Raw genomic sequence first — 26,962 nt, forward strand, 5'->3', positions numbered from 1 at the left:
ATGTCCCTGCTGGTCAAGGGCGGCACGGTGGTGACGGCCACCGGCGTGTACCCGGCGGACGTGCTGGTGGAGGGCGAGCGGATCGCCGCCCTGTTCGAGCCCGACCACACCCCGGCCCTGCCCGACGCCCGGATCGTCGACGCGACCGACCGGTACGTCATCCCGGGCGGCGTCGACGTGCACACGCACATGGAGCTGCCGTTCGGCGGCACGGCGGCCTCGGACACCTTCGAGACCGGCACCCGGGCCGCCGCGTACGGCGGCACCACCACGATCATCGACTTCGCGGTGCAGCGCACCGGTGAGGACGTGCGCGACGGGCTGGCCGCCTGGCACGCCAAGGCCGACGGCAACTGCCACATCGACTACGGCTTCCACATGATCGTCGGCGGGGTGGACGACGAGGCGCTGCGGGCGATGGCCCATCTGGCCGCCCGCGAGGGCGTGACCAGCTTCAAGCTGTTCATGGCGTACCCGGGCGTGTTCTTCAGCGACGACGGCCAGATCCTGCGCGCCATGCAGCAGGCCCGCCGCGACGGCACCATGATCATGATGCACGCCGAGAACGGCCTGGCCATCGACGTGCTGGTGCGCCAGGCCCTGGACCGCGGCGAGACCGAGCCGATCCACCACGGCCTCACCCGGCCCGCCGAGCTGGAGGCCGAGGCGACCCGGCGGGCGATCTCGCTGGCCGACGTCGCGGGCGACACCCCGCTCTACATCGTGCACCTGTCCGCCTCGCCCGCCCTGGCGGCCGTGTCGCACGCGCGCGAGCAGGGGCGCAACGTCTTCGCCGAGACCTGCCCGCAGTACCTCTACCTCACCCTGGAGGACCAGCTCGGCGCCCCCGGCTTCGAGGGCGCCAAGTGGGTCTGCTCCACGCCGCTGCGTACCCGCACCGAGCCGCACCACCGCGACCTGTGGCGCGGCCTGCGCACCAACGACCTGGCCGTGGTCTCCACCGACCACTGCCCGTTCTGCTTCAAGGAGCAGAAGGAGCTGGGCCTGGGCGACTTCTCGAAGATCCCCAACGGCATCGGCGGCGTCGAGCACCGCGTCGACCTGCTCTACCAGGGCGTCGTCGACGGCAAGCTGTCGCTGGCCCGCTGGGTCGAGACGCTGGCCACCACGCCCGCGCGCATGTTCGGCCTCTACCCGCGCAAGGGCGTGCTGGCGCCGGGCTCCGACGCCGACATCGTCGTGTACGACCCGCACGGCCGCACCCGCATCAGCACCCAGACCCACCACATGAACATGGACCACTCCGCGTACGAGGGGTTCGAGGTCGCCGGCCGGGTCGCGGCGGTGCTCTCGCGCGGCCGGGTGCTGCTGGAGCACGGGCAGTACCACGGGCGCGCCGGGCACGGCCGCTACCAGCCGCGCGGGCTGTCGACCTACCTGCGCTGAAGAGATCGGGGGACACGGTGGACGTCGGAGTGGTGTTCCAGCTGGACCCGCCCGCGCGGCGGATCGTGGAGCTGGCGCGGCGGGCGGAGGCGGGCGGGTTCAGCCACGTGTGGTCGTTCGACTCGCACGTGCTGTGGCAGGAGCCGTACGTGGTGTACAGCGCGATCCTGGCCGCCACCGAGCGGGTCGTGGTCGGGCCGATGGTGACCAACCCGGGCACCCGCGACGCCACCGTCACCGCCAGCACCTTCGCCACCCTCAACGAGCTGTACGGCAACCGCACCGTCTGCGGCATCGGCCGCGGCGACTCGGCGGTGCGCACCCTGGGCCTGCCCCCGATCGACCTGTCGCACCTGCGCGAGTCGGTCCAGGTGATCCGCGAGCTGGCCAACGGGCGCTCCGTCCGCTTCCGCGGCACGGATCTGCAGCTGCCGTGGGTGAAGGACTCCGCGCTGGAGGTCTGGGTCGCCGCGTACGGCCCGAAGGCGCTCGCGCTGACCGGCGAGGTCGCCGACGGGTACATCCTGCAGCTGGCCGACCTGGACATCACCGCCTGGATGATCGCCGCCGTCCGCCGGGCCGCCGAGCGGGCCGGGCGCGACCCGCTCTCGATCAAGATCTGCGTGGCCGCCCCCGCGTACGTCGGCGACGACCTGGCCCACCAGCGCGAGCAGACCCGCTGGTTCGGCGGCATGGTCGGCAACCACATCGCCGACATCGTGCGCCGCTACGGCGACACCGGCGCGGTGCCGCACGACCTGGTCGAGTACATCGCCGGGCGCAAGGGCTACGACTACGCCGAGCACGGCCGGGCCGGGCACCTCGGCGTCGACTACGTCTCCGACGCCATCGTGGACCGCTTCTGCGTACTCGGCCCCGCCGACGCGCACATCGCCAAACTGACCGCGCTGCGGGAACTCGGCGTCGACCAGTTCGCCGTCTACCTCCAGCACGACGACATGGACCACACCCTCGACGCCTACGCGTCCACTGTCATCCCCGCCCTCCGCTAAAACCCGCCTGCGGTAAGGAAGGGCCCCTTCTTATCGCTTTCCGTAGCAGAAGGGCCCCTTCTTTACCCCGCCTGCACAGGGCGTGGCCCGGCGCGGGCGCACGGGTCAGGCCGGGGACGGGTGGCGGGCGCGCAGGCGCGCCAGGGCGGGCGGGTGGACGTTGGCGAGGGTGAGGTCGCCGTCGTAGTGGGCCAGCACCCGCCGGTCCATGATGCGCCGCCACAGCGGGGGGACCACCGCGGCCAGGATCATCGTGGCGTAGCCGGCGGGCAGCTGCGGCGAGCTGTCGAAGCTGCGCAGCACCTGGTACCGCCGCAGCGGGTTGGCGTGGTGGTCGCTGTGCCGCTGCAGCTGGAACAGGAAGACGTTGGTGACGATCCGGTCGCTGTTCCAGCTGTGCCTCGGGTCGACTTTGTCGTAGCGCCCGGTGGCGTTGCGCGGCCGGGCCAGCCCGTAGTGCTCCAGGTAGTTGACGACCTCCAGCAGCGCGAACCCGACCACCGCCTGCGCGACCAGCAGCACCAGCACGTACGGCCCGAACACCGCGACCAGTGCGGCGTACAGCGCGGCGGTCATCGCCCAGGCGTTGAGCACGTCGTTGCGGACCGTCCACGGGGAGCGCCCGCGCAGCCGGTGCCGCTCGGCCTCCAGGTGCCAGGCCGAGCGCAGGCTGCCCAGCACGGTACGCGGCAGGAACGCCCAGAAGCTCTCCCCCAGCCGGGCGCTGGCCGGGTCCTGCGGCGTGGCGACCCGGACGTGGTGGCCCCGGTTGTGCTCGACGTAGAAGTGCCCGTACGCGCTGGACGCCAGGGCGATCTTGGACAGCCACCGCTCCAGCCGCTCGCGCTTGTGGCCCAGCTCGTGCGCGGTGTTGATGGCGATGCCGGAGACGATGCCGATGCTGGCCACCAGGCCGAGCGAGGTGACCGGGCCCAGGTCGGCACGGGTCCACACGTGGCAGCAGACGACCAGCGAGACGTACTGCAGGGGCAGGTAGAGGTAGGTGAGGCCGCGGTAGTAGCGCAGCCGCTGCAGCCGGGGCACGTCCTGCTCGGGCGGGTTGTCCCGGGTGTCGCCGAAGAGCAGGTCCACGGTCGGGATGAAGACGAAGACGGCGAACGGGGCCAGCCACCAGCCCCAGTCGTGGCCGGCGCGCCACAGCAGCCAGCCGTGCAGCGGGAGCGTGGGCACGACCAGTGCCAGGGGCCAGAGGTACTTGCGGGGGTCGCGCCACGCGGCAGCGTCGCTCATGTCCGCCTCCGAGGGGGTGTCGTGCCCTCGACTGTCACATGATCATCGAGACTTGACAATCACGAGTTTTCTGTAAACTCATCGGATGATTCAGGGCCTATCCCGGCTGCGACCGGCCGAACGCGACACCACCCGCGCCGCGATCGTCGGCGCCGCGAGGGAGCTGGCCGTCGCCCAGGGCTGGGCCACGGTGCGGATGGCGCAGGTCGCGGCGCTGGCCGGGGTGAGCCGGCAGACCGTCTACAACGAGTTCGGCGGCCGGGCGGGGCTGGCCGACGCGCTGGCCCAGGCAGAGGTGGACGCGTTCACCTCGGGGCTGCGCGAGGTCCTGTTCGGCCACGGCGGGCAGACCCGCGCGGCGATCGCCGCCACGGTCCGGTTCGCGCTCACCGAGGCGCGGCGCAACACCCTGGTCGCCGCGATCCGGTCGCACGGCGGGGCGGACCCGCTGCTGGCGTACCTGACCACGCGGGCCGAGGTGGTGCTGGCCACCGCGGCGGTGCCGCTGCTGGAGTGGGTGTCGGCGTACGACGGCCGCCTGACCCCCGAGCGCGTCGCCTTCGCCGTGGACACCGTCATCCGGCTCGTGGTCAGCCACGTGGTGCTCCCGCTGTCGCCGGCCGAGCAGACCGCCGAGGGCATCGCCGACCTGGTCATGCTCCTGCTGCACGCCTGAGCCGCCCGCAGCGGTGCGCAAATCGGACCGCGCGCCGCGCTCGCGTTTTGTCCGCGTTCGCCGGGCTCCGCCGGTAAACTGACGGCGACAGCACCGGCCGTCCGCCGGAACGCACCCGGTGGCGGCCTGACAGGACGGGACCGGGTGGTGAAGACCTGGCACATCGTGGCCTCGCTCGTGGCGGCAGCGGTGCTCACCCTGACCGTGGGCCTGTCCCCGTCGCGCGGCGCACCAGCCGCCGACCAGTGTCCGCAACTGGCCCTCGGCTTCACCGAGCGGCAGCGGGCCGACCTGGCGCAGGCCGCCACCTACACCCGCGACCAGGCGGGGCTGCCCGGTCTGATCGCGGCGGTGTTCGTACCGGATCGCGGCGCCTGGGTGTGCGTGCTCGGCGTGTCCGATCTGGAGACCGGTCACCCGCTGAACGCCGCCGACCGGTTCCGCATCGCCAGCATCACCAAGACCTTCACGGCCACGGCGGTGCTGCAGCTGGTCGACCGGGGCAAGCTGACCCTGGCCGACCCGCTCAGCCGCTGGGTGGACTGGCCCGACGGCAACGCGATCACGATCCGGCAGCTGCTGAACATGACCTCCGGAGTGTTCAGCTACACCGAGGACCCGGAGTTCGTCCGGCGCTACACCGAGGACCCGGAGGGGGCGTTCACCGCTCGCGACGCGCTGGACATCGCCCGGGCGCACGAGCCGTACTTCGCCCCCGGGGCGGGGTTCCACTACTCCGACACCAACTACATCCTGCTGGAGCAGGTGGTCGAGAAGATCACCGGCCGCCCGGTCGCGGACTGGATCGACGACCACATCATCGCGCCGCTGCACCTGGCCCACACCTCGTACCCGGCCACCTCGACGCTGCCCGCACCGTTCTCCCGGGGGTACGACGCGCTGCCGCCCCCGCAGCAGCCGGTCCCGGCCGAACCCGAGCCGAGCCGCCCCGGCACCCCGGCCCCGCAGCCCGCGCCCAGCCCGCAGCCGGGCGCCGCCCCGGCCCGCAACGCGAGCCCCAGCCCCAGTCCCGCCGGACCGAGCCTGGCCGACCTGCGCGACGTCACCTACAGCAACCCGAACTACGCCGGGGCCGCCGGGGCGATGGTGTCCAACCTCGCCGACCTGCGGGTATGGGCCAAGGCGCTGGCCGAGGGCAGCCTGCTGTCGCCGGCCATGCGGCGCGAGCTGCTGCGCACCACCCCCATCGCCCCGAACGCGGGCGTCTCCTACGGCCTCGGCATCGCCGACTGGGGTGGCTGGCTCGGCCACAACGGCACCATCCTGGGCTACAACGCGGCCATGTTCTACGAGCCGAAGACCGGCTCGGTCATCGTGGTGGAGACCAACCGCTCCTCGCTGACCTCCGACACGGCGACCCCGCTCTTCACCGAGCTGGCGAAGTCGGTCCGCTCGTGAACGGCCGCCGTCGGGCCATGCAGCTCATGGGACAGATGTCGCGCAAGGGGTGACCACGACCGGATCGCCCGGTACCGTGTGCACAGCCGTGCGGTCCGGCGCGGTTTCCATGTCGTCCGGGAGATGTCAGCACGATGAGCGAGCAGGTCCAGGAGAAGCACGTCGGCCCGTCCGCCGCGCGGCGCGCCACCAAGGCGCAGCGCCGTGAGGAGCGGATGGTCCAGGCCAAGGCCGCGGCCCGACGCAAGCGGATCCTCTCCGTCGTCGGCCTGTTCGTCGCCGTGCTGGCGCTGATCGGCTTCGCGTACCTGGTCTTCCCGACCAGGGGCACCGACGACGGCAGCCTCACCTCGACAGCCGACGGCACCACCCAGAGCACCGGCGCCCAGCCCGACCCCGCCCAGCAGCCGGCCGGGGAGTTCCCGCCGGTCCCCGCGGGCGCCGACCCGGCGCTGAAGACCAAGCCCGCGATCACCAAGGGCGACCAGGCCGCGCTGACCAAGCTCGGCGTGACGATGCTGGTCGAGGGCAAGGGCGCGGTCGTCAAGGCGGGCGACTCGATCACGGTCAACTACGTCGGGGCCACGTACAAGGACGGCAAGGAGTTCCAGGCGACCTGGGACATGAAGCAGGCGTTCACCACCGTCATCGGCAACGGCCAGGTCATCCCGGGCTGGGACCAGGGCCTGGTCGGGGTCAAGGTCGGCAGCCGGGTGCAGCTCGACATCCCGTCGGAGATGGCGTACGGCGACAACGGCCAGATCCCCGGCCCGCTGCGCTTCATCGTCGACGTCCTCAAGATCGGCTGACCCGGAAGATCGTCATCTGCGGTCGTGACCCCGGCTGGAAGCCCGGGTCACGACCGCAGACCGCGTTCAGGGGCCGAAACCAGCGGGGGCAGTTCGGTACGCGATACCGGCAATCTTCCTCATTTGCGGGCGAGTCGGACTAGCGTCTAGCGCAAGCGGGTGGCCGCCCGTGCCGGCCGCTGGAGGAGTGTTCGCGATGCCCCGCAAATCGACGTGGGTCGCCGGTGCGCTGCTGTCCGCCGCGGCCGCCGGAGCAGGCCTGCTGGTCCACCGAAAGCGCCGGGCCACCGGGTACGAGCAGCACCTGGAGCAGCTCGCCGCGATCGACGACGGCCGCCACGACACGCCCAGGCACAAGAAGGAGCGCACGCCGCGCAAGCTCAAGAAGGCGCGCAGCCACGCCATGTCGGCCGACAGCCACGCGGGCACGCACTGGTGAGCACCGTCGGCGGTGCGCCGCCCACCCGGGCGGCGCACCGGCCGCGTCTCAGCGCACCCGCCGCTCGCCCGCCTCGACCGCCAGCGGCAGCACGTTCTCCGGCGGCGGCAGCGGGCACGTGCCGTACTCGGTGAACGCGCACGGCAGGTTGACCGCCCGGTTGAAGTCCAGCACCACCGTGCCCTCGTCGTCGGGGCCGCCGACGGTCAGCGAGCGCGCCCCGGCGTGCGTGGTGATCCCGCTGGTGGCGTCCTTGAACAGCACCGACAGCTCGCCCTCGCCGCCGTCGAACGCGGTCAGCGTGTAGCCGACGCCGTCGACGTCGAAGCTGAGCACCCCGGTGGCGGTCTGCTCGTGCACCAGGCCCGGCACGACCGCGTCCACGGCCACCGTCTGCGGCTGCTCGTACGGCCGGAAACTGGCCGGGATCACCCACTGCGGGCTCGGCGCGTACGCCGGCACCCCGGTGAAGTCGAGCCGGGTGGCGGCCTGCGGGTCGCGCACGCGCAGCGCGTACGAGCCGCCGCGCTGGATCACCTCGAGCTGCCGGTCGCCGACCAGCAGGGTGAGGCCGGCGGCGCCCTCCTGCGGGGTCATCACGACCTCGCCGTCGATGGGCTCCCCGCCGTGCGTGAGGCCGTCGGCGGGGGTGGCGTGCAGGTGCACGCCGTCGGCGTCGGCGCTCCAGCGGCCGGGCACCTGCGGGTACGTCTGCGACTGCGCGTCCAGCCAGTGCAGGGCGGTGAGGCTGAGCCAGCCGTACGGGCGGCGCAGGGCGTCCTCGCGCCGGGTGTGCCAGTCGGTCCAGTCCTGGATCAACTGCTCCTGATCGACGACCATGGCGATACTGCTCCTCAGGGGGTAAGGAGTGGAGTCTTTGCGTCCGTCAGCCGGGCAGGCTGACCGGCAGTCCCGCAGCTTGCCACGCGGCGAAGCCCCCGGCAAGATCCGTGGCCCGGTACAGGCCCAGCTCCCGCAGCGCCGCGGCCGCCAGCGAGGAGGTGTAGCCCTCCTGGCAGAAGACCACGACGGGCAGGTCGTAGCGGTCGGCCACGCCCAGCCGGGCGTCGCTGCGCGGGTCGAACCGCCACTCGAGCACGTTGCGCTCGACGATGAGCGCCCCGGGGATCTCCCCGTGCGCCGCCCGCTGCGCCGCGGGCCTGATGTCGACCAGGACGGCGCCGCCGTCCCGGGCCGCGGCCGCCTGCGGCGGGTCGAGGCGCTCCAGCCCGGCGCGCGCGGCGGCGAGGATCTCGTCGATGCCGCGCGATCCGGGCGGCGCCTGGGTCACCGCTTCGTCCACGCTCACCACTGTGCACCCGCCCGGTCCACCGCCGCCACCCGCAACCGTCCATCCTGGATGCGGTAGCGCGTCATCGTCTGCAGGGCCGGTCCGTAGACGTGCAGACTCACCGCGGGCGCCGTCCCGGCGTTACCGATCTGATGCAGGTGGTGCGCCCCGAACCGCCGCCCCGCGCCGGTGGGCAGGGCCGTGCCGCGCAGCCGGGCGGCCCCGTCCGCGCCGGTCACCGTGTACTCGGTCAGCTCGCCGGCGACCACCGCGAACGCCCCGGCGCTGCCGCCGTGGTCGTGCAGGTCGGTCTCCTGGCCGGGCAGCCAGGACAGCAGCCAGGCCTCGTAGTCGTCGTGCAGCGCGATGCGGTGGTACCAGCGCTGGGCCGGATCGAAGCGGACGGTCACCGGCCACTGCCACGGCTGGGCCGCGAGGCGGCGCGCGATCTCCAGAAAGTCGCTCATGCGCAATCTCTTCATTTCCTAGCGGTCTTATAGGAATTGAAGTCACCCTAGCACGATCACCCGGCGCGCGGACCGGTGGTGACCGGCGTTTCAGAAAGCCGATCACCACCGCGGCGGGTCCGTCAGAGGGAGCGGGCGATCACCATGCGCTGGATCTGGTTGGTGCCCTCGACGATCTGGAGCACCTTGGCCTCGCGGAAGTACCGCTCGACCGGGTGGTCGGCGACATAGCCGGCGCCGCCGAGCACCTGCACCATGTCGGTGCACACCTTCATCGCCATGTCGGTGGCGAACAGCTTCGCCTTGGCCGCCTCCGTCGAGTACGCCAGGCCCGCGTCGCGCAGCCGGGCCGCGTGCAGCATCAGCGCCCGCGCCGCGGCGATCTCGGTGGCGGCGTCGGCGAGCATGAAGCCCAGCCCCTGCATCTCGATGATCGGCCGCCCGAACTGCACCCGCTCCTTGGCGTACCCGGTGGCGTAGTCGAGCGCCCCCTGGGCCAGGCCCACCGCGCACGCGGCAATGCCCAGGCGGCCCGAGTCCAGCGCGCCCATGGCGATCCGGAAGCCCTCGCCCTCGGCGCCGATCAGCCGCCCGGCCGGCACCACCGCGCCGTCCAGCGCGACCTGCGCCACCGGCGAGGCGCGCAGGCCCATGGTCTTCTCCCGGGCCTGCGGGTTCAGGCCGGGCGTGTCCGCCGGGGCGAGCAGGCAGGAGATGCCCTTCGGGCCGGGCCCGCCGGTACGGCAGAAGACGTTGTAGAAGTCGGCGACGCCCGCGTGCGTGATCCACGCCTTGGTGCCGGTCACCACGTAGTCGTCGCCCTCCCGGACGGCCCTGGTGGTGAGGTTGGCCGCGTCGGAGCCGCCCGCGGGCTCGGACAGGCAGTAGGCGCCGAGCAGCTCGCCGCCGATCAGGTCGGGCAGCCACCGCTCCCGCTGCTCGGTCGAGCCGTGGTGCGCCAGCGGGTAGCAGGCCAGGGTGTGCACGCTGACGGCCTCGGCGATGCCGACCCAGCGGCCGGCCAGGATCTCCAGCACCTGCAGGTAGACCTCGTACGGCTGCTCCGCGCCGCCGTACTCGGCGGAGTAGGGCAGGCCGAGCAGGCCGGAGCGGCCGAGGGTGCGGATCAGTTCGCGGGGGAACTCGCCGCGCGCCTCGTAGTCGTCGGCGTTCGGGGCGAGCTCCTTGTCGGCGAGTTCGCTGGTGAGTTCGAGCAGGTCATGTGCTTCGGGGGTGGGAAGCAGCCGGGCAACGCTGGACATGCCGCAAGCTTAACGGTCGTTAGGCAGCGGCGCCGCACCGTCCTGTCGGGCGCCGACCGGGCCAGCGCGCGGGTGCTCGCGGTTTCGGTGCTGAGGGGGTGGGGCACGGGACATAGTGGAAGCAAGCGGTCAGGCGGAGGAGGCTGGGATGGGTGTCGAACTGGCCGGACCGATCGTGGTCGGCGTGGACGGCTCGCCCGCCTCAGTCGAGGCCCTGGACTGGGCGGCCGCCGAGGCGCAGCTGCGCAGCCTGCCGCTGCGCCTGGTGTACGCCGGTGACGACCACGGCCCCCGGCTCGGCGACGACGTCGACCGGACCGACGTGCCCGACGGTGCCCGGCAGCTGGTCAAGCACGCCGCCGACCGGATCCGGCTGGCCTACCCGGACCTCGCCGTCGAGACGGCCGTGGTCCGCGACGATCCGGCCCACGCGCTGATCCGCGAGTCGGACACGGCCGGCATGGTGGTGGTCGGCAGCCGCGGCCACGGCGGCTTCCACGACCTGATGCTCGGCTCGACCAGCCTGCAGACCGCCATGCACGCCAACTCGTGCGTGACCGTGGTGCGGTCGTCGGCCCGGGCCGGCCGGTCGCCGGTGGGCGAGGCGCCCGGCCGGATCGTGGTCGGCGTCGACGGCTCGGCGGAGTCGGACGTCGCGCTGCGGTTCGCCTTCGACGAGGCCGAGCGGCGCGGCAGCGGGGTGACCGCGGTGCACGCCTGGCTCGGCCCGATCACCACCGGGGCGGCGGGCATGCCGTTCGTCTACGACATGGACACGCTGCGCGCCCAGGAGGAGAGCGTGGTGGAGACGGCGCTGGCGCCGTACCGGCAGCGGTATCCGCACGTGGAGACGCACCGGATGACGGTGGAGTCGTCGGCGGCGGCCGCGCTGACCGAGCACTCGATGGGGGCCGCGCTGGTGGTGGTCGGCTGCCGGGGGCTGGGCGGGTTCAGCGGGCTGCTGCTGGGCTCGGTCAGCCAGGCGCTGATCCACCACGCCGGGTGCCCGGTGGTCGTCGCGCACGAGGGGGCCAAGCACGGAAAAACAGCTCCGCCGACCGCTTGACGTCCGGATATGCCGGACTTACTCTAATAAGTGAAGCCCGACAAATCTCATCGAGATAAGCCGGGCTTCCCGCATGTCCCGGACCTTCCCGCCCACCCGCCGCGCCGCCCACCCGCCGCGCCGCCCACCCGCCGCGCCGCCCACCCGCCGCGCCGCCCACCCGCCGCGCCGCCCACCCGCCGCGCCGCCGGTCGGCGGCTGCAGTTTCGGGGAAACTGCACGAAAGAGGGCCAGGATTCGCGCACTTTCCCTGAAACTGCACGCACCGACGAGGCGCGGTCGGGGTCAGTCCTCCTTGGGTTTGTAGATCATGGGGAGGATGTACCAGAGGAAGATGTAGACCAGGGCGATGAGCGAGCCGCCGATCGCGGCCCAGCGGGAGCCGGTCACCACGTCGAGCACCAGGTAGACCGACCCGACGATGGACAGCAGCTCGAACACCAGGCCCGCCAGGGCCAGCAGGTGCGTCACGCGCACGATCTCCGGCTTCTCCCCCTGCCGGAAGTGCAGCCGGTGGTAGCTGACCGGGGCGATCAGCAGCGCGGCGGCCAGGGCGGCGGTGACGAAGCTGAACACGTACAGATGCCGCTCGGCGCCTGTGATCTTGCCGAACCCGGCCTGGAACGGCAGGGTCAGCAGGAACGCGAACAGGATCTGCACACCCGTCTGGGTGACCTTGAGCTCCTGCAGCTGCTCGGCGTAGCGCCGGTGCCAGGGCCCGGTCGGGTCGTGCGGCTCGTCCCGCTTGTCGTCGTCGGCCATACCCCCACATGTAACCGGGCGGCGGCCCGGTTAACCGTCAGTTCGCCGCAGCGGCCAGCGCGTCGACCAGGCGGCGGCACGGCCCGGCCAGGTTCCAGCGCTCGGCCAGCTCGAGCATCCGGTCGGCGTCGCGGGGGACGGCGGGCAGGGTCGGGTCGACGTCCGGCAGCGCCAGGTCGGTGGCGACCCGGACCACCTTCGGCGCCACGGCCAGGTAGTCCGTGGCGGCCAGCAGCTTGGTGCGCACCCCCGGGGCGAAGTCGCTGCCCGGGTCGGCTGCGGCGGCCATGATCGCGTCAATGGAGCCGTACCGCTCGATCAGGCGCGCGGCGGTCTTCTCCCCCACGCCCGCGACCCCGGGCAGCCCGTCGCTCGGGTCGCCGCGCAGGGCCGCGAAGTCGGCGTAGCCGGCGGCGGGCACGGCGTACTTGGCAAGCACCGCCGCCTCGTCGCAGTCCTCCAGCTTGGCCACGCCCCGGCCGACGTAGAGCAGCCGCACCCCGCGCGCGTCGTCGACCAGCTGGAACAGGTCGCGGTCGCCGCTGACCACCTCGACCGGGCCGGGCATGGTCGCGGCCAGCGTGCCGAGCACGTCGTCGGCCTCGTTGCCGTCCACGCCGTAGGTCGCGATGCCGACCGCGGCCAGCACCTCCAGCAGCAGCTCGACCTGCGGCACCAGCGCGTCGGGGACCTCCTCGCCCCCGGCCGGGGCCAGCCGGTGCGTCTTGTACGTCCCGATCAGCGCCACCCGCCACTGCGGCCGCCAGTCGTTGTCCAGCGCGCAGACCAGGCGGCCCGGCTTCCTCGTCTTCACCAGCGTGCTGATCATGTCGAGGAAGCCGCGCACGGCGTTGACCGGGCTGCCGTCGGGTGCCAGCGCCGAGGCGGCGGGCACGCCGTGGAAGGCGCGGAAGTAGAGGCTTGGCGCGTCGACAGCGAGCAGCGGCGTCATACGGCACAGCCTGCCACAGCGGTATGTCAGCTCTTGCGCGGCGGCACCGCGGTCGGGCGGCGCAGGGTGCCCTTCTTCGCGGCGGCGGCCTCGGCCGCGGCGGTGGCGGCGGTGGCCTCCTCGCGCGCCGCCTGGATCTTGTCCAAGTACGCGCGGGCGGCCAGGTCCTCCTCCGACGGGGCGGCGCCGATGGCGTAGATCAGGCCGCCGATGACCAGCAGCACCAGCATGCCGATCGGCACCAGCAGGGTGCTGGCGGTGGCGCCGGGCACGGTCAGCGTGGGGTGGGTCAGCTCGACCGACATCGCGGCCATGCCGGTGTAGTGCATGCCGCAGACGGCCACGCCCATCAGCACCGCCGCGCCCGCGATGGCCAGCGGCCGGGACAGCTTCACGGTGAAGTAGAGCGCCACCGTGGCGGCGACCACGGCGATGACCAGCGACGCGACGACCAGGCTCTGGTCGTAGTGGACGATGCCGTCCATGTTCATCGCGAACATGCCGGTGTAGTGCATGCCCGCGACGCCGACCCCGGTCAGCAGGCCGCCGGTCACGATGCGCGGTCCGCTGGTGCGGCCGAACCCGGCGATGTAGATGCCCAGGCCGACGACCACGACGGCGGTGACCGCGCTGATCAGGGTGCGCATCATGTCGTACCGGATCAGGGTGCCGCTGACGGTGAAGCCGAGCATGGCCATGAAGTGCATGGCCCAGATGCCGGTGCCGCCCAGCGCGAACGCCGCCAGCGACAGCCACCACCAACGCTGACCGTTGGTGGCGGCGGTACGCAGGCGGGCCGTGCAGATCAGGCCGAGTACCGAGCCCAACACGGAGAGTGCATATGCCACACCGGGTGTGACCAGGCCGTAGGTGAAATGGTGTACGTCGCCCATGGGTCTGGTCCCTCCGGAAGGTAACGCAGCGTACCGATCATCAAGATGATGAACGTTCACGTTCTCCGTGGCAACTCGGTCAGACGACCGCGTTATAGGCAAGTACCCCTCTATTGACCGCGTCCATCGCGGTGCGCGCCGTCTCACGCAGGGACGATGACGCCCCCCGGGCGTCGGCAATCTGACCGAGAAGATCGATGACCTGTCTCGCCCATCGGACGAAGTCGCCCGCGGGCATGTCCCCGTCGAGGCTGTGCCCGCTCGCGAGCACCTTCGCCAGCGGCTCGCCCTTGGCCCAGCGGTACATGGGCCAGACGAAGCCCAGATCCGGCTCCCGGGTCTGGGCCAGCCCCAGCCGCCGCTCGTCGGCGGCGAGCTGGAAGAAGGTCCGCAGGCTGGCGTCCACCGCCTCGGCGACCACCCCGCGCGGCACCGAGGCCTGCTCGTCGGAGTCGCGGCGGGCCTCGTACAGCATCACCGAGACGGCCGCGGCCAGCTCGTGCGGCTGCAGCCCCTCCCACACGCCGGTGCGCAGGCACTCGGCCACCAGCAGGTCGGCCTCGGTCCAGATCCGCGCCAGCATCCGGCCCGGCTCGGTCACCTCGCCGTCGGCGCCGAGGTAGCCGCGCTCGGTCAGCAGCTCGCAGATGCGGTCGAAGGTGCGCGCCAGCGAGCCGGTGCGGTTGGCCACCTTGTCGCGCAGGCTCTCGGTGTCCTTGAACAGGCGCTGGCGCCGCTCGGCCCAGCGGGCGTGGTCCTCGCGCTCCGGGCAGGCGTGGCACGGGTGCGCCCGCATCGCCTTGCGCAGCGCGAGCAGCTCGCGGTCCTCGTTGGCGCCGCTGCCGCTGCCCCGGCGGCGCACCGCGACGCCCCGGGTCAGCTCCAGGTTGCGCAGCGTCGCGGCCAGGTCGCGGCGCTCGGCCGGGGCCCGGTGGTTGAAGTGGCGCGGCACCCGGACCTTGCCCAGCACCTCCACCTGGCCGGAGAACTCGCCCGCCGAGATGCGCCCGGCCCAGCGGTCCTCGGTCAGCACGACCGGGCGCGGCTCGCCGAAGCCGCCCATGCCCGGGTCCAGCACGATGGCCAGGCCCGCCCGGCGGCCGCTCGGGATGCGGATCACGTCACCGATCTTGAGCTGCTCCAGCGATTCGACGGCGGCGGCGCGGCGCTCCTGCTGGCTGTTGCGGGTCAGCTGCTTCTCCCGCTCGCCGATCTTCACGCGCAGCGCGAAGTACTCGGTGAAGTCGCCGTGCTCGCAGGCCAGCTCGGTGTCGTACACCGACAGCACCTCGGCGTTGCGCTGCACCTGGCGGGCCAGGCCCACCACCGAGCGGTCGGCCTGGAACTGGGCGAACGACGACTCCAGCAGGTCGCGCGAGCGCGCGGCGCCGACCGACCCGACCAGGTTCACGGCCATGTTGTACGACGGCCGGAAGCTCGACCGCAGCGGGTACGTCCGCGTGCTGGCCAGGCCCGCCACGTGCCGCGGGTCGACCTCGGGCGACCACACCACCACGGCGTGGCCCTCCACGTCGATGCCGCGCCGCCCGGCCCGGCCGGTGAGCTGCGTGTACTCCCCCGGCGTCAGGTCCACGTGGGCCTCGCCGTTGTACTTGACCAGCCGCTCCAGCACCACGCAGCGGGCCGGCATGTTGATGCCCAGCGCCAGCGTCTCGGTCGCGAAGACCGCCTTGACCAGGCCCCGGACGAACAGCTCCTCGACGATCTCCTTGAACACCGGCAGCATGCCCGCGTGGTGGGCGGCCAGGCCGCGCTCCAGCCCGTCCAGCCAGTCGAAGTAGCCCAGCGCGGACAGGTCCTCGGTCGGGATGTTGTGGATGCGCCGCTCCACCAGGTCGTGGATCTCGGCGCGCTCCTCCGGCGAGGTCAGCCGCAGCCCGGCCTGCAGGCACTGCTGCACGGCCGCGTCGCAGCCCGCCCGGCTGAACACGAACATGATCGCGGGCAGCAGCCCCTCCCGGTCCAGCCGGTCCACGATCTCGGGGCGCGGCGGGCCGGGCGTGCGGCCCCGGCGCTGGCCCCGGCCGCGCCGCACGTCGCTCATCTCCAGCCGCCGCAGCTGCTCGCGGGTGTGCCGCAGCAGCTCCGGGTGCACCTCGTGCGCCTTGGCCGCGTCGGCGTCGTGGAACAGGTCGAACATGCGCTTGCCGACCAGCATGTGCTGCCACAGCGGCACCGGCCGGTGCTCACTCACCACGACCTCGGTCCGCCCGCGTACGGTCACCAGCCAGTCGGCGAACTCCTCCGCGTTGGACACGGTCGCCGACAGCGACACCAGCGTCACCGAGGCGGGCAGGTGGATGATGACCTCCTCCCACACCGCGCCCCGGAACCGGTCGGCGAGGTAGTGCACCTCGTCCATGACCACGTACGACAGCCCGGCCAGCGCGGCCGAGCCGACGTAGAGCATGTTGCGCAGCACCTCGGTGGTCATCACGACCACCGGCGCGTCGCCGTTGATGGAGTTGTCGCCGGTCAGCAGGCCGACCTTGTCCGCGCCGTAGCGCTGCACCAGATCGTGGTACTTCTGGTTCGACAGCGCCTTGATCGGCGTCGTGTAGAAGCACTTGCGCCCCTGCTGCAGGGCCAGGTGCACCGCGAACTCGCCGACCACGGTCTTGCCCGCGCCGGTGGGGGCGCAGACGAGCACGCCGCTGCCCCGCTCCAGCGCCCCGCAGGCGGTGATCTGGAACGGGTCGAGGGAGAAGCTCAGCCCCGCGGCGAACTCGGCGACCAGCGGCGTCAGTTCGGGAACCGGCGTATGGGCGGGGGGCGGGCTCGCGGGTCGGGCAGGTCGGGCGGTGGACCCTGAGCCAGGTCGCCGCTCGGCGCGGTGCGTCATACCGCAAAGGCTACCGACTCGTTCAAGGGACTTCTCCCCTCGACTTCGCCCGGCGAGCCCTCCGGCGGCCAGGACACGCCCCCGGCGAGGCGGCAAGGTCGCCCCAGGTCGGTATCCTGCGGGGGTGTCCGACACCGCACCGACGCCCGCCGCCCGCGAGGACCGGATCGACGGCCAGCGTCGACTCGACGCGGTGCTGTTCGACTTCCACGGCACTCTCGCGATGACCGTCGATCCCGTGGCCTGGGTGACCGCCGCGGCGGCCGCCTGCGGCACCGACCTGGACCGGGGCCGGGCCACCGTGCTCGCCGACCGGATCGCCACCGCGGGCGGCCTGCCCGGCGTGGCCAAGCCCGTGCGGGTGCCGCCGCAGCTCGCCGAGGCGTGGGCCGACCGGGACCTGTACGAGCACGCCCACCGCCAGGCGTACCTCGGCCTGGCCGCCACCGTCGCCACCGACATCCCCGGGCTGGCCGAGGCGGTCTACGAGCGGATCCTGGTGGCGGAGGGCTGGCAGCCCTACCCCGACGCCCGGCCCACCATGGCGGCGCTGCGCGCGGCCGGGGTGAAGGTGGCCGTGGTGAGCAACATCGGCTTCGACATCCGGCCGCTGCTGGACGCGTGGGGGCTGACGGAGCTGTGCGACGCGGTCGTGCTGTCGTACGAGGTGGGGTGTATCAAGCCCGATCAGAAGATCTTCCTGCGGGCGTGCGGGATGCTGGCGGTCGACCCCGAGCGCACCCTCATGGTCGGCGACACTCCGGCCGACGCGGGCGCGGTCTCGATCGGCTGCTCGGCGCTGATCGTCCCGGCCGCCTCGGCCGGCCGCCCCAACGGCCTGCACCGAGCCCTCTCGCTGGCCGTCTCCCCCCTCCCGACCTGACAACCACCACGCTCCCCCACCCCGGCCCCACGGCCGCCCCGACGGCACCGACCACACCCGCCTTGCATAAACGCTGGCCTATCCAAGTGACTCGCATCGACAGTGGCCTATCCAGAGGAGATTTCATAGATCATCTTCCTCTGCATAGGCCACCGTTTATGCAAGGGCGGGGCGGGCGGGCGGCCGCCGAAACCGGGGCGAGTCGGGACATTCCACGGCGGCTCGCCGACCGTCGCGGCTACGCTCGGGACCAGACAAGGTCGACCACCCGCACGGGTCAGGAGCACCCGATGACCGAGCCGAGCATCTACGCCGACATCCTCGACTTCGCCAACCGCGCCGACCCGTACCCGCTCTACCGGCGGCTGCGCGAGCAGCCGGTGCGCCGGGAGGCCGACGGACGGTTCGTGGTCAGCACCTACCGCGAGATCGAGGCGCTGCTGCACGACCCGCGGATCAGCTCCGACCCCACGAAACTGCTGCCCGAGTACGCCGACCAGGCCCCGCCGACCGACACCGCCGGCAGCATCGGCGCCAGCTTCATCCGGATGGACCCGCCCGACCACGACCGGATCCGGCGCATCGTCAACCGCCAGTTCGGCCCGCCGCACCGCCCGACGCGCGTCGCCGACATGCAGCCGCACCTGGAAGCGGTCGTCACCCGCCTGGTCGACGGCTTCGCCGGGCGGCACCAGGCCGACATCGTCGACGATCTGGCGTACCCGTTCCCGGTGGCGGTCATCTGCGGCCTGCTCGGCGTGCCCGCCGAGGACGAGCCGCGCTTCAGCGCCTGGGTCGGGCCGATCGTCGACTCGATCGCCCAGCTCACCCCGGAACGGATCGCCAAGCGCAATGACGCCATGCGCGAGCTCGGCATGTACCTGTTCGGCCTGGCCCAGCAGCGGCGGCAGGACCCCGGCCCCGACATGCTGTCCGGCTTCGTCACCGACGACGGCCCGGACGGCCGCCTGGAGGTCCCGGAGCTGATGGCGTCGCTGGTGCTGCTGCTCATCGCCGGGCACGAGACCACCGTCAACCTGATCGCGAACGGCACGCTGACGCTGCTGCGGCATCCGCGGTGGCTGGAGCGGCTGCGCCACGAACCCGAGCTGAGCATCCGCCTGGTGGAGGAGGTGCTGCGCTACGAGCCGTCGGTGCACTTCGTGCCCAGCCGCACCAGCGTGGCCGACATCGAGCTGGCGGGCACCACCGTCACCAGGGGCGCACCGATCACGCTGGTGCTGGCCGCGGGCAACCGCGACCCCGGCTACGTCCGCGACCCCGACGTCTTCGACCCCGACCGGCCGAACAACCGGCACCTGGCGTTCGGCAGCGGCGTGCACTACTGCTTCGGCGCCCCGCTGGCGCGGCTGGAGGCTCAGCTCGCGCTGGTCCAGATCGCCCAGCGGCTGGCCAACCTGCGGCTGGTCGAGGACCCGCCGCCGTACCGGCCGAGTCCGGTCCTGCGCGGGCCGATCCACCTGCCGGTGACCTACGACGGGGTCAAGCCAGCAGGCTGACCGCCCCGGGCACCGCCTCGACCGTGATCGGCAGCGGGCAGATGCGCTCGCCGTCGGCGTAGCAGACGATGTCGTCGGTGGCCAGGGTGATGCTCCGGGCCCGCAGCGAGCGCACCTTCGGGTGGGTGACGTGCGTGCCCGAGTACACCCGGGGCTTGATCCGGATCAGCGTGGTGCGCGGCACCGGCTCGGCCCAGACCATGTCCAGCAGCCCGTCGGTGGGGTCGGCGTCGGGGCAGATGCGCATCCCGCCGCCGTAGCGGGGGGTGTTGCCGACCGCGAGCAGGATCGCGTCGAGTTCGCGCTCCTGCCCGTCGACGGTGACCTGGTAGCGGCGGGCGCGCAGCCGGGCCAGCTCCAGCAGCACCGCGATGTCGTACCGGATCGGCCCGCGCGGCCAGCGCATCCGGTTGCCGCGCTCGTTGACGATCGCGTCGAACCCGGCCGCGAGCACCGCGCCGAACCAGCGGATCTGCCCGTCGGGGGTGGTGAGCCGGGCCAGGTCCAGGGCTCTGGTACGCGACTCGCGCAGCGCCGCGGCGACCGCGTCGGCGGCGGCGAACAGGTCGACGGGCAGGCCCGCGCTGTTGGCGAAGTCGTTGCCGGTGCCGGCGGGGATCACGCCCAGCGGCACGCCGGTGCCGGCGACCGCCTGCTGGGCCAGGTGCACGGTGCCGTCGCCGCCGATCGCGACCAGCGCACCGGCCCCCTCGGCCACCGCGCGGCGGCACGCCGCCTCGGCCTGCTCCGCGCTGCCCGCCTCCAGCACCCGCACCGGGCGCCCGGCCGCGGCGAGCCGCTCCAGCACCGAAGGCAGCGAACCCCGGTGCCGGCCTTTGCCGGCACCGGGGTTGCGCAGTACCACTACCTCTTCGCTCATCCCCGGCACGCTCCTCACGGTCGCGGCGGGGGGATGACCGGTCAGGTCATGTCGTCGTAGCGGCGCTCCAGCGACTCCGCGGACGTCACCGGCGCGACGGCCTCGACCCGCTCGCCGGGGGTGATGCTATCGGTGTCGTAGTCGTCGAGTGAAGACGTCTCGTCGTCGGCGGTGTCGAGATACTTCGCCCGACCGCGGTTGCGCCGCTTGTCGTTGAGGATCGAGATGCCCACGACGATGAAGTACAGGATCGCCATGGCCCCGGCCAGCGCCGTCATGCCGAACGGGTCCGGCGTCGGGGTGACGATGGCGGCGAACAGGAACATCAGGAAGATCGCCACGCGCCACCAGCCGAGCATCCGCTTGCCGGTGAGCACCCCCGCCACGTTGAGCATGAGCAGCACGAGCGGGAACTCGAACCCGAACCCGAACAGCATCATCACGCCGGTGACGAAGTCGAAGTAGCCCGTCAGATCGACGTTGACGTCGTAGTTCGGCGACATCTTGAGGAAGAACTCAAGCGTCTTGCTCACCACGAAGAACGCCAGGAAGGCGCCCGCGGAGAACAGCGGCACGGCGATCGCCGTGAACATGTACGTGTACTTGCGCTCGTGCTTGTGCAGACCCGGGGCCACGAAGGCCCACAGCTGGTACAGCCAGATCGGCGCCGCGATGATCAGGCCCGCGTACAGCCCGATCTTCAGGTTGAGCAGGAACGGGTCGACCGGCGAGACCGAGTTGAACTGGCACAGCGTCCCCGCAGCCGCGTGCTCCAACTTGAAGTCGCAGTAGGGGGCGTTGATGAAGTTCTGGATCTCGTCGGCGAAGTAGATGCCGACCACGAGACCGGCGATGATGCCCAGACAGGCCTTGAACAGCCGGTTGCGCAGCTCACGCACGTGCTCGATGAGAGTCATCGAGCCGTCCGCAGCGCGCTCGCGCTGGGACGGCCCGCGACGTGCCAGGGGGTTCTTCACGTCTTCCGCCCGGGGGTGGGTGTCAGTTCTGGCGCTGGACCGGGTCCACGATCGGGGCCGCGGAAGGCTTGGTGTCGGCCAGCGGCTGCTGGGTGGTGACCTGCGCGTCGGCCTTCTCGGCCGTCGCGTCCTTGCCGTCCTTGCCCTCTTCGCTCAGCGCCTTGGTCTCGGCCTTGAGGATCCGCATCGAGCGGCCGAGCGAACGAGCCGCGTCGGGCAGCTTCTTCGAGCCGAACAGAAGGACCAGAACTGCCACCACGAGGAGGATGTGCCAGCCCTTGAGCGCGCCGCTGAACATGGGTACTCCAAAAGTAAGTCGGGGTGATCCGGACCAATCGTACTCGGCCCGAAGCGACCTGCCTGCACGTGAAGTGTCGAGCACCACTCTCAGCAGCGTCAACGCGGGACGGCAGGTGCTGCATGTTTCTGCAGTGACCCCTGTGGGCCGGTTCAGCTACCCGGTTTGAGCTTCGTTGTCTTGATCAGCGCGATCCGCTCCTGCGCCAGCTCGGCGCGGATACGCAGCGAATCGGCGTGCGCGGCCAGTCCCTGCGCCACCTCGGCCAACTGCTGGGCCCGCGCGGCCACCGCCTGGAGCTCGGCCTGGGCCTCCTTGAGCCCGGCCAGCCGCCACAGCAGCACGCGCACCACCAGGGCCAGCCCCAGCAGGCTCAGCAGCACCACCGCCACCACGATCCACGCCACCACAGCAGCAGCCTAGCGCCAAACGCCTACGCGTACGCGGCGAGCGCCTGCGCGGCGCTGGCCCGGACCGCGTCGGCCACGCTGCTCGGGGCGACGACCTCGACCTGCGGCCCGAGCCCGAGCACCAGGCGGCGTGCCCAGTCCAGGTCGTTGACCCGCAGCGACACCAGCCACTCCTGCGGCGACACCTCGACCACCGACTCGCACGGGTAGTACTCGGTGATCCACCGCCCGCCCCGGCCGACCCGCAGCGTCACCGTGGGCGCGTCCGGATCCGGCTGGAACACCCCGTCGGCGACGTCGCTGGTCTGGGCCTGCGGCGGCGGCGCGGCCGCCTCGTCGAGCTCGGTGAGCGCGTCGATGCGGTCGGCCCGGAAGAGGCGCACACCCTCGGCCATCCGGCACCACGCCTCCAGGTACGTCCGCCCCGACACCGACAGCAGCCGCATCGGGTCGACCACACGCTCGCTGGACACGTCGCGGGCCGCGGAGTAGTAGCTCAGCCGCAGCGCCCGGCCCCGCTCGACGGCGGCGCGCAGCTCGGCGAGCCGGTCGTCGTTGCCGGGCAGCCGCACCGCGACCGGGGCGTCGTGCTCCCCCGCCGCCTGCTCGATCTTGGCCAGCGCCCGGTTGATCGCGTCACGGTCGGCCACCCCCGGCGTCTCCGCCAGCATCCGCAGCGCCACCACCAGGGCGGTCGCCTCGTCCGGGGTGAGCCGCAGCGGCCGGTCGATGCCCGCGTCGTAGGTGATGGTGACCCGGTCACCGTCGAAGGACATGTCGATCAGGTCGCCGGGGCCGTAGCCCGGCAGCCCGCACACCCACAGCAGCTCCAGGTCCTCGCGCAGCTGCTTCTCCGACACGCCCAGGTCCGCGGCGGCCTCGACCAGCTCGATCCCGGGCCGCGCCAGCAGGTACGGCACCAGGTTCAGCAGCCGCGCCAGCCGGTCGGCGGAAGTCTTGGGACTTGTCATCGAAGGGCCTCCGCCAGCTGGGGCGCGGCCACGCCCGCGATCTCGCGCAGGCGGGCGATGGTCGCCTCGCGCACCTCGGCGGGCTCCAGCACCTTCACGTCCGCGCCGTAGCCGACCAGCCAGGCGGCGAAGCCGTCCGCGTCGGCGTAGCGCAGCTCCAGCACGTCGCCCTCGGGCGTCGGGGTGCAGTTGGCGGCCCAGCGGCGCACCCCGGCAGCCCGACCGGGCGCGACCAGCACCTTGGTGGTGCGGTTGCGCTCCACCGGGCCGGACCAGCGCGCCACGTAGCTGATCAGGTCGAGGTCGGCGGGCGGGGTGAACGCCTGCTCCTCGCCGACCCCGCGCACGGGCCCGACGATCCGCGACAGCCGGAAGCAGCGCGGAGCGTCCCGGTCGGTGTCGTGGCCCACCACGTACCACCGGCCGCGCCAGCACACCACGCCCCAGGGCTGCAGGTGGCGGGTGGTCGGCGCGTCGTCCTCCGGCACCCGGTAGGGGAAGGTGACCTCGCGGCGGGCCCGCGCCGCGGCGGTCAGCGGCTCGAACGCGGCGTCGACCGCCACCACCGGCTCCACGCCCAGCGTCGCGTGCGGGTCGACGTCGACGCCGCCCGCGCGCAGCTTGGCCAGGCCCGAGGTGGCCGCGGCGGCCAGGCCCGCGTGCCGCCACAACCGGGCGGCCACGCCGACGGCGGCGGCCTCGTCCGGGGCGAGCGGGATCGCCGGCAGCGCGTAGTCGCGGTGCGCGATGCGGTAGCCGGGCTCGGTGTCGAAGACGCTGGCGGTGCCGGTCTCCAACGGCACGCCCAGGGCGCGCAGCTCCGCCTTGTCCCGCTCGAACTTGCGCTGGAACGCCTCGTGCTCACGGGCGTCGTCAGCGTTGTGCTCGTAGCCGGGCACGGTCGCGGCGATCTGCGCCGCGGTCAGGAAGCGGCGCGTGGACAGCAGGCAGATCACGAGGTTGACCAGGCGTTCGGTTCGGCTGCGCGACACGCCCGCCACGCTAGCAGCGCCAAGGCTTCCAGCGTTAACCGGCAGCCGTGCCGGATACGCCGCCCGATCGGTCCACGTCACCGCGATACCCCTGGCAGCCCTGCGTTTCCTCCCCACCAACCACCGCACGATCGACAATTCGGACGCCTTTTCCACCCACCCGGGTGACCCACCCCCGCTCACCCCACCCCGCCGCACGCGCCCGCCGCGCTCCAGGGCTGGGGTGCGGTCTCGGGGAAAGTGCTGGAATGCGGGCCACGATTCGTGCAGTTTCCCCGCCACCGCACCCGGAAATCGGCGCGCGGCCCCGGCGAGGCGGGGCGGCGCCCGCCGTCCCGATAGGGTCGGCGTGTGATTCGGTGGCGCAGGGGCACGGTGCAGCAGGTCGTACGCGGCTGGCGGGGGGCGGTGGAGCTCACCGTCGCGGTGGCGGCCCGCGCCGCCGACGATCCGGCCACGGTACGGGCACTGGCCTACCCCGACCTCGTCGGCGTCCCGCAGGTCGGCGACGAGGTGCTGCTCAACACCAACGCGCTCGCCCTGGGCCTGGGCACCGGCGGATACGCGCTGGTCGTGGCCCTGCCCGAGCGCCTGCCCGACGACGCGGCACCCCAGGGGCACATCGTCAAGGCCCGGTACAGCCCGCTGCAGACGATCCGGCTGGCGGCCGACGAGGAGGGCTCCCCGCACCGGGACGCGCTGGCCGCCGCCGACAGCCTCGACGGCATGCCCGTGATCACCGCCGACCTGCACTCGGCCCTGCCCGCGATCCTGGCGGGCATCCGCGCCGACGCCCCGCACGCCCGCGTCGCGTACGTGCTCACCGACGGCGGCGCGCTGGCCGCAGGGTTCTCCCGCACTCTCGACGCGCTGCACGACAGCCTCGCCGGGACCGTCACCACCGGCCAGGCCTGGGGCGGCGACCTGGAGGCCGTCAACATCCACAGCGGACTGCTCGCCGCCCGCCACGCCCTGCGCGCCGACATCGCGATCGTCAGCCAGGGGCCCGGCAACCTCGGCACCGGCACCACCTGGGGGTTCTCCGGCACCGCCGTGGGCGAGGCCGTCAACGCCGCCGCGGTGCTGGGCGGTCGCCCCGTCGGCGCGCTGCGCGTCTCCGACGCCGACGCCCGCGACCGGCACCAGGGGGTCTCCCACCACAGCCTCACCGCGTACGGGCGGGTCGCGCTGGCCGCCGCCGAGCTGGTGCTGCCCGACGGGCTGCCCGCCGGGCTGCGCGAGCAGGTCGACGCCGACCTCGCGCCGCTGACCGGGCGGCACCGCGTCGTCACGGTCGCCTCAGCCGGGCTGGACGAGGCGCTGCGGGCGGTGCCGGTGAAGCTGTCGACCATGGGACGCGGCCTCGACGGCGACTACGCGTACTTCCTCACCTGCGCCGCCGCCGGCCGCCACGCGGCCTCCCTGCTCTGACCGCTCCACGCTCCGCCTCCGCGCTCACGCTCACGCGTCCGCGCCGGTGCGTTCGCACGTCCAGGCGGTGCGTTCGCGCAGTTTCGGGGAAAGTGCAGGAATTCGGCCCGTCTTTCGTGCAGTCTCCCCGAAACTGCACGAACCGGGCCGAGGTGAGCGGGGCGCGACGCGCGCGAGGGCGGGTCAGCCGCAGATGATGATCGCGGCGATGGCCGCGACGGCCAGGCCGAGCAGCACCGCCAGCACCCAGGTGGGCACGGTGTACTCACCGCGCCGGTTGCGCTCGATCTCCGCGTAGATCTTGTTGCGGCGGCGCTCGCCCCAGCTCAGCTTCACGTCTTCCGCGGTGCGCTCGGGCGTGTGCCCGTGCACGTGGTGGTTCTGCTCGCTCATGATGCCCCGAGCGTAGCCCACCCACCCCCGCATCGACCCGCCCCCGCCCTTCCCCAGCGGCGCCCTGCCCCCACCCCTCCCCCATCCACCCCGCCCCGGTCCGCCCTAGCATCGACACTGGCCTATCCAGAAGACGGATCCACGAGATCCGTGCTCTAGATAGGCCAGTGTCAATAAAAGGCGGGGCGGACCGGGCCGGGGCCGCGAGGCCGGACGTTGGGGCCGGGCGCAGGGGCGCCCGGTCACATGCTGGCGATCAGGCGCTCCACCCGCTCGTCATGCGCCCGGAACGGGTCCTTGCACAGGACCGTGCGCTGGGCCTGGTCGTTCAGCTTCAGGTGCACCCAGTCGACGGTGAAGTCGCGCCGCTTCTCCTGGGCGTGCTTGATGAACTCCCCGCGCAGGCGGGCCCGGGTCGTCTGCGGCGGCGTCTCCTTGGCCTCGAACGTCCGCAGGTCGGTCACCACCCGGTCGACCTTGCCACGCTTCTCCAGCAGCGGGTACAGCCCCCGGCCGCGACGCAGGTCGTGGTACGCAAGGTCCATCTGCGCCACCCGCGGGCTCGACAGCGGCAGGTCGTGCTTGCGCTGGTACGCCTCGATCAGCCGCAGCTTGGTCACCCAGTCGATCTCCCGGCCGACCGAGGCCAGGTCACCGGTCTCCACCGCCTGCAGCACGCGCCCCCACAGGTCGACCACGCGCTGCGCGGCCGGGTCGCCCGCCCGGCGGGCCACGAACTCCACCGCCTTCTCGTGGTAGATCCGCTGGATCTCCAGCGCGCTGGCCTCCTTGCCGCTGGCCAGGCGCACCTTGCGGCGGCCGGTGATGTCGTGCGAGACCTCGCGGATGGCCCGGATCGGGTTCTCCAGCGCCAGGTCCGGCATCGCCACCCCGGTCTCGATCATCCGCAGCACCAGGTCGGCGCTGCCCACCTTGAGCAGCGTCGTCACCTCGTTCATGTTGGAGTCGCCGACGATCACGTGCAGGCGCCGGTAGCGCTCGGCGTCGGCGTGCGGCTCGTCGCGGGTGTTGATGATCGGCCGCGAGCGGGTCGTCGCCGAGGAGACGCCCTCCCAGATGTGCTCGGCCCGCTGCGACAGGCAGTAGACCGCGCCGCGCGGGGTCTGCAGCACCTTGCCCGCCCCGCAGATCAGCTGCCGGGTCACCAGGAACGGGATCAGCACGTCGGCCAGGCGGCCGAACTCGCCGTGCCGGGAGACCAGGTAGTTCTCGTGGCAGCCGTACGAGTTGCCGGCCGAGTCGGTGTTGTTCTTGAACAGGTAGATCTCGCCCGCGATGCCCTCGTCGTGCAGCCGCTTCTCGGCGTCGACGAGCAGGCCCTCCAGGATCCGCTCCCCGGCCCGGTCGTGCGCGACCAGATCCACCACCGAGTCGCACTCGGGGGTCGCGTACTCGGGATGGGAACCGACGTCGAGGTAGAGGCGGGCGCCGTTGCGGAGGAAGACGTTGCTCGACCGTCCCCATGAGACGACCCGACGGAACAGGTAGCGCGCCACCTCATCGGGAGACAGCCGCCGCTGGCCCCGATAGGTGCAGGTGACACCGTACTCGGTCTCTAGCCCGAAGATTCGTCGGTCCATACAAAGACACTAGCCGCCCGAACGCCCAAGGTCACT

The 26,962-nt window shown here is 72.5% G+C and carries 27 protein-coding genes; 10 read left to right on the forward strand and 17 right to left on the reverse strand.

The annotated features are described in order from the left end of the window. Both hydA and QEZ54_RS26390 read left to right on the forward strand, forming a co-directional pair. Window positions 1-1,407: a dihydropyrimidinase gene (gene hydA / locus QEZ54_RS26385; protein ID WP_281307412.1), complete on the forward strand. Its 1,407-nt coding sequence runs from the start codon at window positions 1-3 to the stop codon at window positions 1,405-1,407. 17 nt (window positions 1,408-1,424) lie between these two features. After that, window positions 1,425-2,420 (forward strand): TIGR03842 family LLM class F420-dependent oxidoreductase, encoded by a 996-nt coding sequence (locus tag QEZ54_RS26390; protein ID WP_281307413.1) that lies wholly within the window; start codon window positions 1,425-1,427, stop codon window positions 2,418-2,420. 105 nt (window positions 2,421-2,525) lie between these two features. Here QEZ54_RS26390 and QEZ54_RS26395 read toward each other — a convergent pair whose 3' ends face one another. Beyond that, a complete protein-coding gene (locus QEZ54_RS26395; protein WP_281307414.1) occupies window positions 2,526-3,671 on the reverse strand; it encodes an alkane 1-monooxygenase in 1,146 nt (381 codons plus the stop codon). 85 nt (window positions 3,672-3,756) lie between these two features. Between QEZ54_RS26395 and QEZ54_RS26400 the strand changes: the two genes are divergently transcribed. From QEZ54_RS26400 to QEZ54_RS26415, 4 genes are all read left to right on the forward strand, one after another. After that, window positions 3,757-4,347: a TetR family transcriptional regulator gene (locus tag QEZ54_RS26400; RefSeq protein ID WP_281307415.1), complete on the forward strand. Its 591-nt coding sequence runs from the start codon at window positions 3,757-3,759 to the stop codon at window positions 4,345-4,347. Window positions 4,348-4,494: 147 nt separating this feature from the next. Then, window positions 4,495-5,766, forward strand: a complete 1,272-nt coding sequence (locus QEZ54_RS26405; protein ID WP_281307416.1) for a serine hydrolase domain-containing protein — start codon at window positions 4,495-4,497, stop codon at window positions 5,764-5,766. Window positions 5,767-5,900: 134 nt separating this feature from the next. Continuing rightward, window positions 5,901-6,575, forward strand: coding sequence for an FKBP-type peptidyl-prolyl cis-trans isomerase (locus QEZ54_RS26410; protein WP_281307417.1), 675 nt, complete (start codon window positions 5,901-5,903; stop codon window positions 6,573-6,575). A gap of 196 nt (window positions 6,576-6,771) precedes the next feature. Continuing rightward, a complete protein-coding gene (locus tag QEZ54_RS26415) occupies window positions 6,772-7,014 on the forward strand; it encodes a hypothetical protein (protein ID WP_281307418.1) in 243 nt (80 codons plus the stop codon). A 48-nt stretch (window positions 7,015-7,062) separates the two neighbouring features. Here the strand turns inward: QEZ54_RS26415 and QEZ54_RS26420 are convergent, their stop codons facing one another. The 4 genes from QEZ54_RS26420 to QEZ54_RS26435 all read right to left on the reverse strand — a co-directional run bounded on the left by QEZ54_RS26420 (window position 7,063) and on the right by QEZ54_RS26435 (window position 10,034). Next, complete coding sequence (locus tag QEZ54_RS26420) at window positions 7,063-7,854, reverse strand: DUF1684 domain-containing protein (protein WP_281307419.1); 792 nt, start codon at window positions 7,852-7,854, stop codon at window positions 7,063-7,065. A gap of 46 nt (window positions 7,855-7,900) precedes the next feature. After that, window positions 7,901-8,317, reverse strand: a complete 417-nt coding sequence (locus QEZ54_RS26425) for a rhodanese-like domain-containing protein (RefSeq protein ID WP_281307420.1) — start codon at window positions 8,315-8,317, stop codon at window positions 7,901-7,903. Between the two features lie 2 nt (window positions 8,318-8,319). Further along, a complete protein-coding gene (locus tag QEZ54_RS26430; RefSeq protein WP_281307421.1) occupies window positions 8,320-8,772 on the reverse strand; it encodes a cysteine dioxygenase family protein in 453 nt (150 codons plus the stop codon). Between the two features lie 122 nt (window positions 8,773-8,894). Continuing rightward, complete coding sequence (locus QEZ54_RS26435) at window positions 8,895-10,034, reverse strand: acyl-CoA dehydrogenase family protein (RefSeq protein ID WP_281307422.1); 1,140 nt, start codon at window positions 10,032-10,034, stop codon at window positions 8,895-8,897. A 148-nt stretch (window positions 10,035-10,182) separates the two neighbouring features. On the opposite strand from QEZ54_RS26435, the gene QEZ54_RS26440 reads away from it, so the two are divergent. Next, window positions 10,183-11,100 (forward strand): universal stress protein, encoded by a 918-nt coding sequence (locus QEZ54_RS26440; RefSeq protein ID WP_281307423.1) that lies wholly within the window; start codon window positions 10,183-10,185, stop codon window positions 11,098-11,100. 285 nt (window positions 11,101-11,385) lie between these two features. Here QEZ54_RS26440 and QEZ54_RS26445 read toward each other — a convergent pair whose 3' ends face one another. From QEZ54_RS26445 to QEZ54_RS26460, 4 genes are all read right to left on the reverse strand, one after another. Beyond that, window positions 11,386-11,862 (reverse strand): DUF6328 family protein, encoded by a 477-nt coding sequence (locus tag QEZ54_RS26445; protein WP_281307424.1) that lies wholly within the window; start codon window positions 11,860-11,862, stop codon window positions 11,386-11,388. A 37-nt stretch (window positions 11,863-11,899) separates the two neighbouring features. Further along, on the reverse strand, window positions 11,900-12,814 hold the full coding sequence (locus QEZ54_RS26450) for a 5'-3' exonuclease (RefSeq protein ID WP_281307425.1): 915 nt from the start codon (window positions 12,812-12,814) through the stop codon (window positions 11,900-11,902). Window positions 12,815-12,840: 26 nt separating this feature from the next. Further along, window positions 12,841-13,644: an MHYT domain-containing protein gene (locus tag QEZ54_RS26455; RefSeq protein ID WP_281307426.1), complete on the reverse strand. Its 804-nt coding sequence runs from the start codon at window positions 13,642-13,644 to the stop codon at window positions 12,841-12,843. 142 nt (window positions 13,645-13,786) lie between these two features. Further along, on the reverse strand, window positions 13,787-16,570 hold the full coding sequence (locus QEZ54_RS26460; RefSeq protein ID WP_348650576.1) for a DEAD/DEAH box helicase: 2,784 nt from the start codon (window positions 16,568-16,570) through the stop codon (window positions 13,787-13,789). Window positions 16,571-16,694: 124 nt separating this feature from the next. On the opposite strand from QEZ54_RS26460, the gene QEZ54_RS26465 reads away from it, so the two are divergent. Both QEZ54_RS26465 and QEZ54_RS26470 read left to right on the forward strand, forming a co-directional pair. Beyond that, a complete protein-coding gene (locus QEZ54_RS26465; RefSeq protein WP_281307427.1) occupies window positions 16,695-17,453 on the forward strand; it encodes an HAD-IA family hydrolase in 759 nt (252 codons plus the stop codon). A gap of 290 nt (window positions 17,454-17,743) precedes the next feature. Beyond that, complete coding sequence (locus tag QEZ54_RS26470; RefSeq protein ID WP_281307428.1) at window positions 17,744-18,973, forward strand: cytochrome P450; 1,230 nt, start codon at window positions 17,744-17,746, stop codon at window positions 18,971-18,973. Here QEZ54_RS26470 and QEZ54_RS26475 read toward each other — a convergent pair. From QEZ54_RS26475 to QEZ54_RS26500, 6 genes are all read right to left on the reverse strand, one after another. Continuing rightward, window positions 18,957-19,853, reverse strand: a complete 897-nt coding sequence (locus tag QEZ54_RS26475) for a diacylglycerol kinase (RefSeq protein ID WP_281307429.1) — start codon at window positions 19,851-19,853, stop codon at window positions 18,957-18,959. The genes QEZ54_RS26470 and QEZ54_RS26475 overlap by 17 nt on opposite strands. Window positions 19,854-19,894: 41 nt before the next feature. Beyond that, window positions 19,895-20,830, reverse strand: coding sequence for a twin-arginine translocase subunit TatC (tatC, locus tag QEZ54_RS26480; protein ID WP_281307430.1), 936 nt, complete (start codon window positions 20,828-20,830; stop codon window positions 19,895-19,897). Between the two features lie 22 nt (window positions 20,831-20,852). After that, window positions 20,853-21,128, reverse strand: coding sequence for a Sec-independent protein translocase subunit TatA (tatA, locus tag QEZ54_RS26485; protein WP_281307431.1), 276 nt, complete (start codon window positions 21,126-21,128; stop codon window positions 20,853-20,855). Between the two features lie 152 nt (window positions 21,129-21,280). After that, entirely contained in the window at window positions 21,281-21,538 is a 258-nt protein-coding gene (locus QEZ54_RS26490) for a hypothetical protein (RefSeq protein WP_281307432.1), read from the reverse strand. Window positions 21,539-21,561: 23 nt separating this feature from the next. Continuing rightward, window positions 21,562-22,509: a YafY family protein gene (locus QEZ54_RS26495; RefSeq protein WP_281307433.1), complete on the reverse strand. Its 948-nt coding sequence runs from the start codon at window positions 22,507-22,509 to the stop codon at window positions 21,562-21,564. Next, the gene (locus QEZ54_RS26500) at window positions 22,506-23,501 is read right to left on the reverse strand and encodes a WYL domain-containing protein (RefSeq protein WP_281307434.1); all 996 of its coding nucleotides are present in this window, start codon (window positions 23,499-23,501) and stop codon (window positions 22,506-22,508) included. Before QEZ54_RS26500 ends, QEZ54_RS26495 begins: the two co-directional genes overlap by 4 nt. Window positions 23,502-23,852: 351 nt before the next feature. Between QEZ54_RS26500 and QEZ54_RS26505 the strand changes: the two genes are divergently transcribed. Beyond that, window positions 23,853-24,932: a DUF3866 family protein gene (locus tag QEZ54_RS26505; RefSeq protein WP_281307435.1), complete on the forward strand. Its 1,080-nt coding sequence runs from the start codon at window positions 23,853-23,855 to the stop codon at window positions 24,930-24,932. Window positions 24,933-25,115: 183 nt separating this feature from the next. Here QEZ54_RS26505 and QEZ54_RS26510 read toward each other — a convergent pair whose 3' ends face one another. After that, window positions 25,116-25,325, reverse strand: a complete 210-nt coding sequence (locus QEZ54_RS26510) for a hypothetical protein (protein ID WP_281307436.1) — start codon at window positions 25,323-25,325, stop codon at window positions 25,116-25,118. Between the two features lie 242 nt (window positions 25,326-25,567). After that, the gene (gene pafA / locus QEZ54_RS26515; RefSeq protein WP_281307437.1) at window positions 25,568-26,926 is read right to left on the reverse strand and encodes a Pup--protein ligase; all 1,359 of its coding nucleotides are present in this window, start codon (window positions 26,924-26,926) and stop codon (window positions 25,568-25,570) included. Window positions 26,927-26,962: the final 36 nt, after the last annotated feature.

It is taken from the genome of Catellatospora sp. KI3, assembly GCF_029948125.1.
In the GTDB taxonomy this organism is placed as follows: Bacteria; Actinomycetota; Actinomycetes; order Mycobacteriales; family Micromonosporaceae; genus Catellatospora.

What these genes read in the sequence shown, in the direction of transcription:
- QEZ54_RS26415 (WP_281307418.1), top strand. Translation starts at nt 6,772, where the DNA reads ATGCCCCGCAAATCGACGTGGGTCGCCGGTGCGCTGCTGTCCGCCGCG.
- QEZ54_RS26445 (WP_281307424.1), bottom strand. Translation starts at nt 11,862, where the DNA reads ATGGCCGACGACGACAAGCGGGACGAGCCGCACGACCCGACCGGGCCC.
- QEZ54_RS26475 (WP_281307429.1), bottom strand. Translation starts at nt 19,853, where the DNA reads ATGAGCGAAGAGGTAGTGGTACTGCGCAACCCCGGTGCCGGCAAAGGC.
- hydA (WP_281307412.1), top strand. Translation starts at nt 1, where the DNA reads ATGTCCCTGCTGGTCAAGGGCGGCACGGTGGTGACGGCCACCGGCGTG.
- QEZ54_RS26460 (WP_348650576.1), bottom strand. Translation starts at nt 16,570, where the DNA reads ATGACGCACCGCGCCGAGCGGCGACCTGGCTCAGGGTCCACCGCCCGA.
- QEZ54_RS26495 (WP_281307433.1), bottom strand. Translation starts at nt 22,509, where the DNA reads ATGACAAGTCCCAAGACTTCCGCCGACCGGCTGGCGCGGCTGCTGAAC.
- QEZ54_RS26395 (WP_281307414.1), bottom strand. Translation starts at nt 3,671, where the DNA reads ATGAGCGACGCTGCCGCGTGGCGCGACCCCCGCAAGTACCTCTGGCCC.
- QEZ54_RS26435 (WP_281307422.1), bottom strand. Translation starts at nt 10,034, where the DNA reads ATGTCCAGCGTTGCCCGGCTGCTTCCCACCCCCGAAGCACATGACCTG.
- QEZ54_RS26420 (WP_281307419.1), bottom strand. Translation starts at nt 7,854, where the DNA reads ATGGTCGTCGATCAGGAGCAGTTGATCCAGGACTGGACCGACTGGCAC.
- QEZ54_RS26430 (WP_281307421.1), bottom strand. Translation starts at nt 8,772, where the DNA reads ATGAGCGACTTTCTGGAGATCGCGCGCCGCCTCGCGGCCCAGCCGTGG.
- QEZ54_RS26440 (WP_281307423.1), top strand. Translation starts at nt 10,183, where the DNA reads ATGGGTGTCGAACTGGCCGGACCGATCGTGGTCGGCGTGGACGGCTCG.
- tatA (WP_281307431.1), bottom strand. Translation starts at nt 21,128, where the DNA reads ATGTTCAGCGGCGCGCTCAAGGGCTGGCACATCCTCCTCGTGGTGGCA.
- QEZ54_RS26400 (WP_281307415.1), top strand. Translation starts at nt 3,757, where the DNA reads ATGATTCAGGGCCTATCCCGGCTGCGACCGGCCGAACGCGACACCACC.
- pafA (WP_281307437.1), bottom strand. Translation starts at nt 26,926, where the DNA reads ATGGACCGACGAATCTTCGGGCTAGAGACCGAGTACGGTGTCACCTGC.
- QEZ54_RS26470 (WP_281307428.1), top strand. Translation starts at nt 17,744, where the DNA reads ATGACCGAGCCGAGCATCTACGCCGACATCCTCGACTTCGCCAACCGC.
- QEZ54_RS26410 (WP_281307417.1), top strand. Translation starts at nt 5,901, where the DNA reads ATGAGCGAGCAGGTCCAGGAGAAGCACGTCGGCCCGTCCGCCGCGCGG.
- QEZ54_RS26510 (WP_281307436.1), bottom strand. Translation starts at nt 25,325, where the DNA reads ATGAGCGAGCAGAACCACCACGTGCACGGGCACACGCCCGAGCGCACC.
- QEZ54_RS26450 (WP_281307425.1), bottom strand. Translation starts at nt 12,814, where the DNA reads ATGACGCCGCTGCTCGCTGTCGACGCGCCAAGCCTCTACTTCCGCGCC.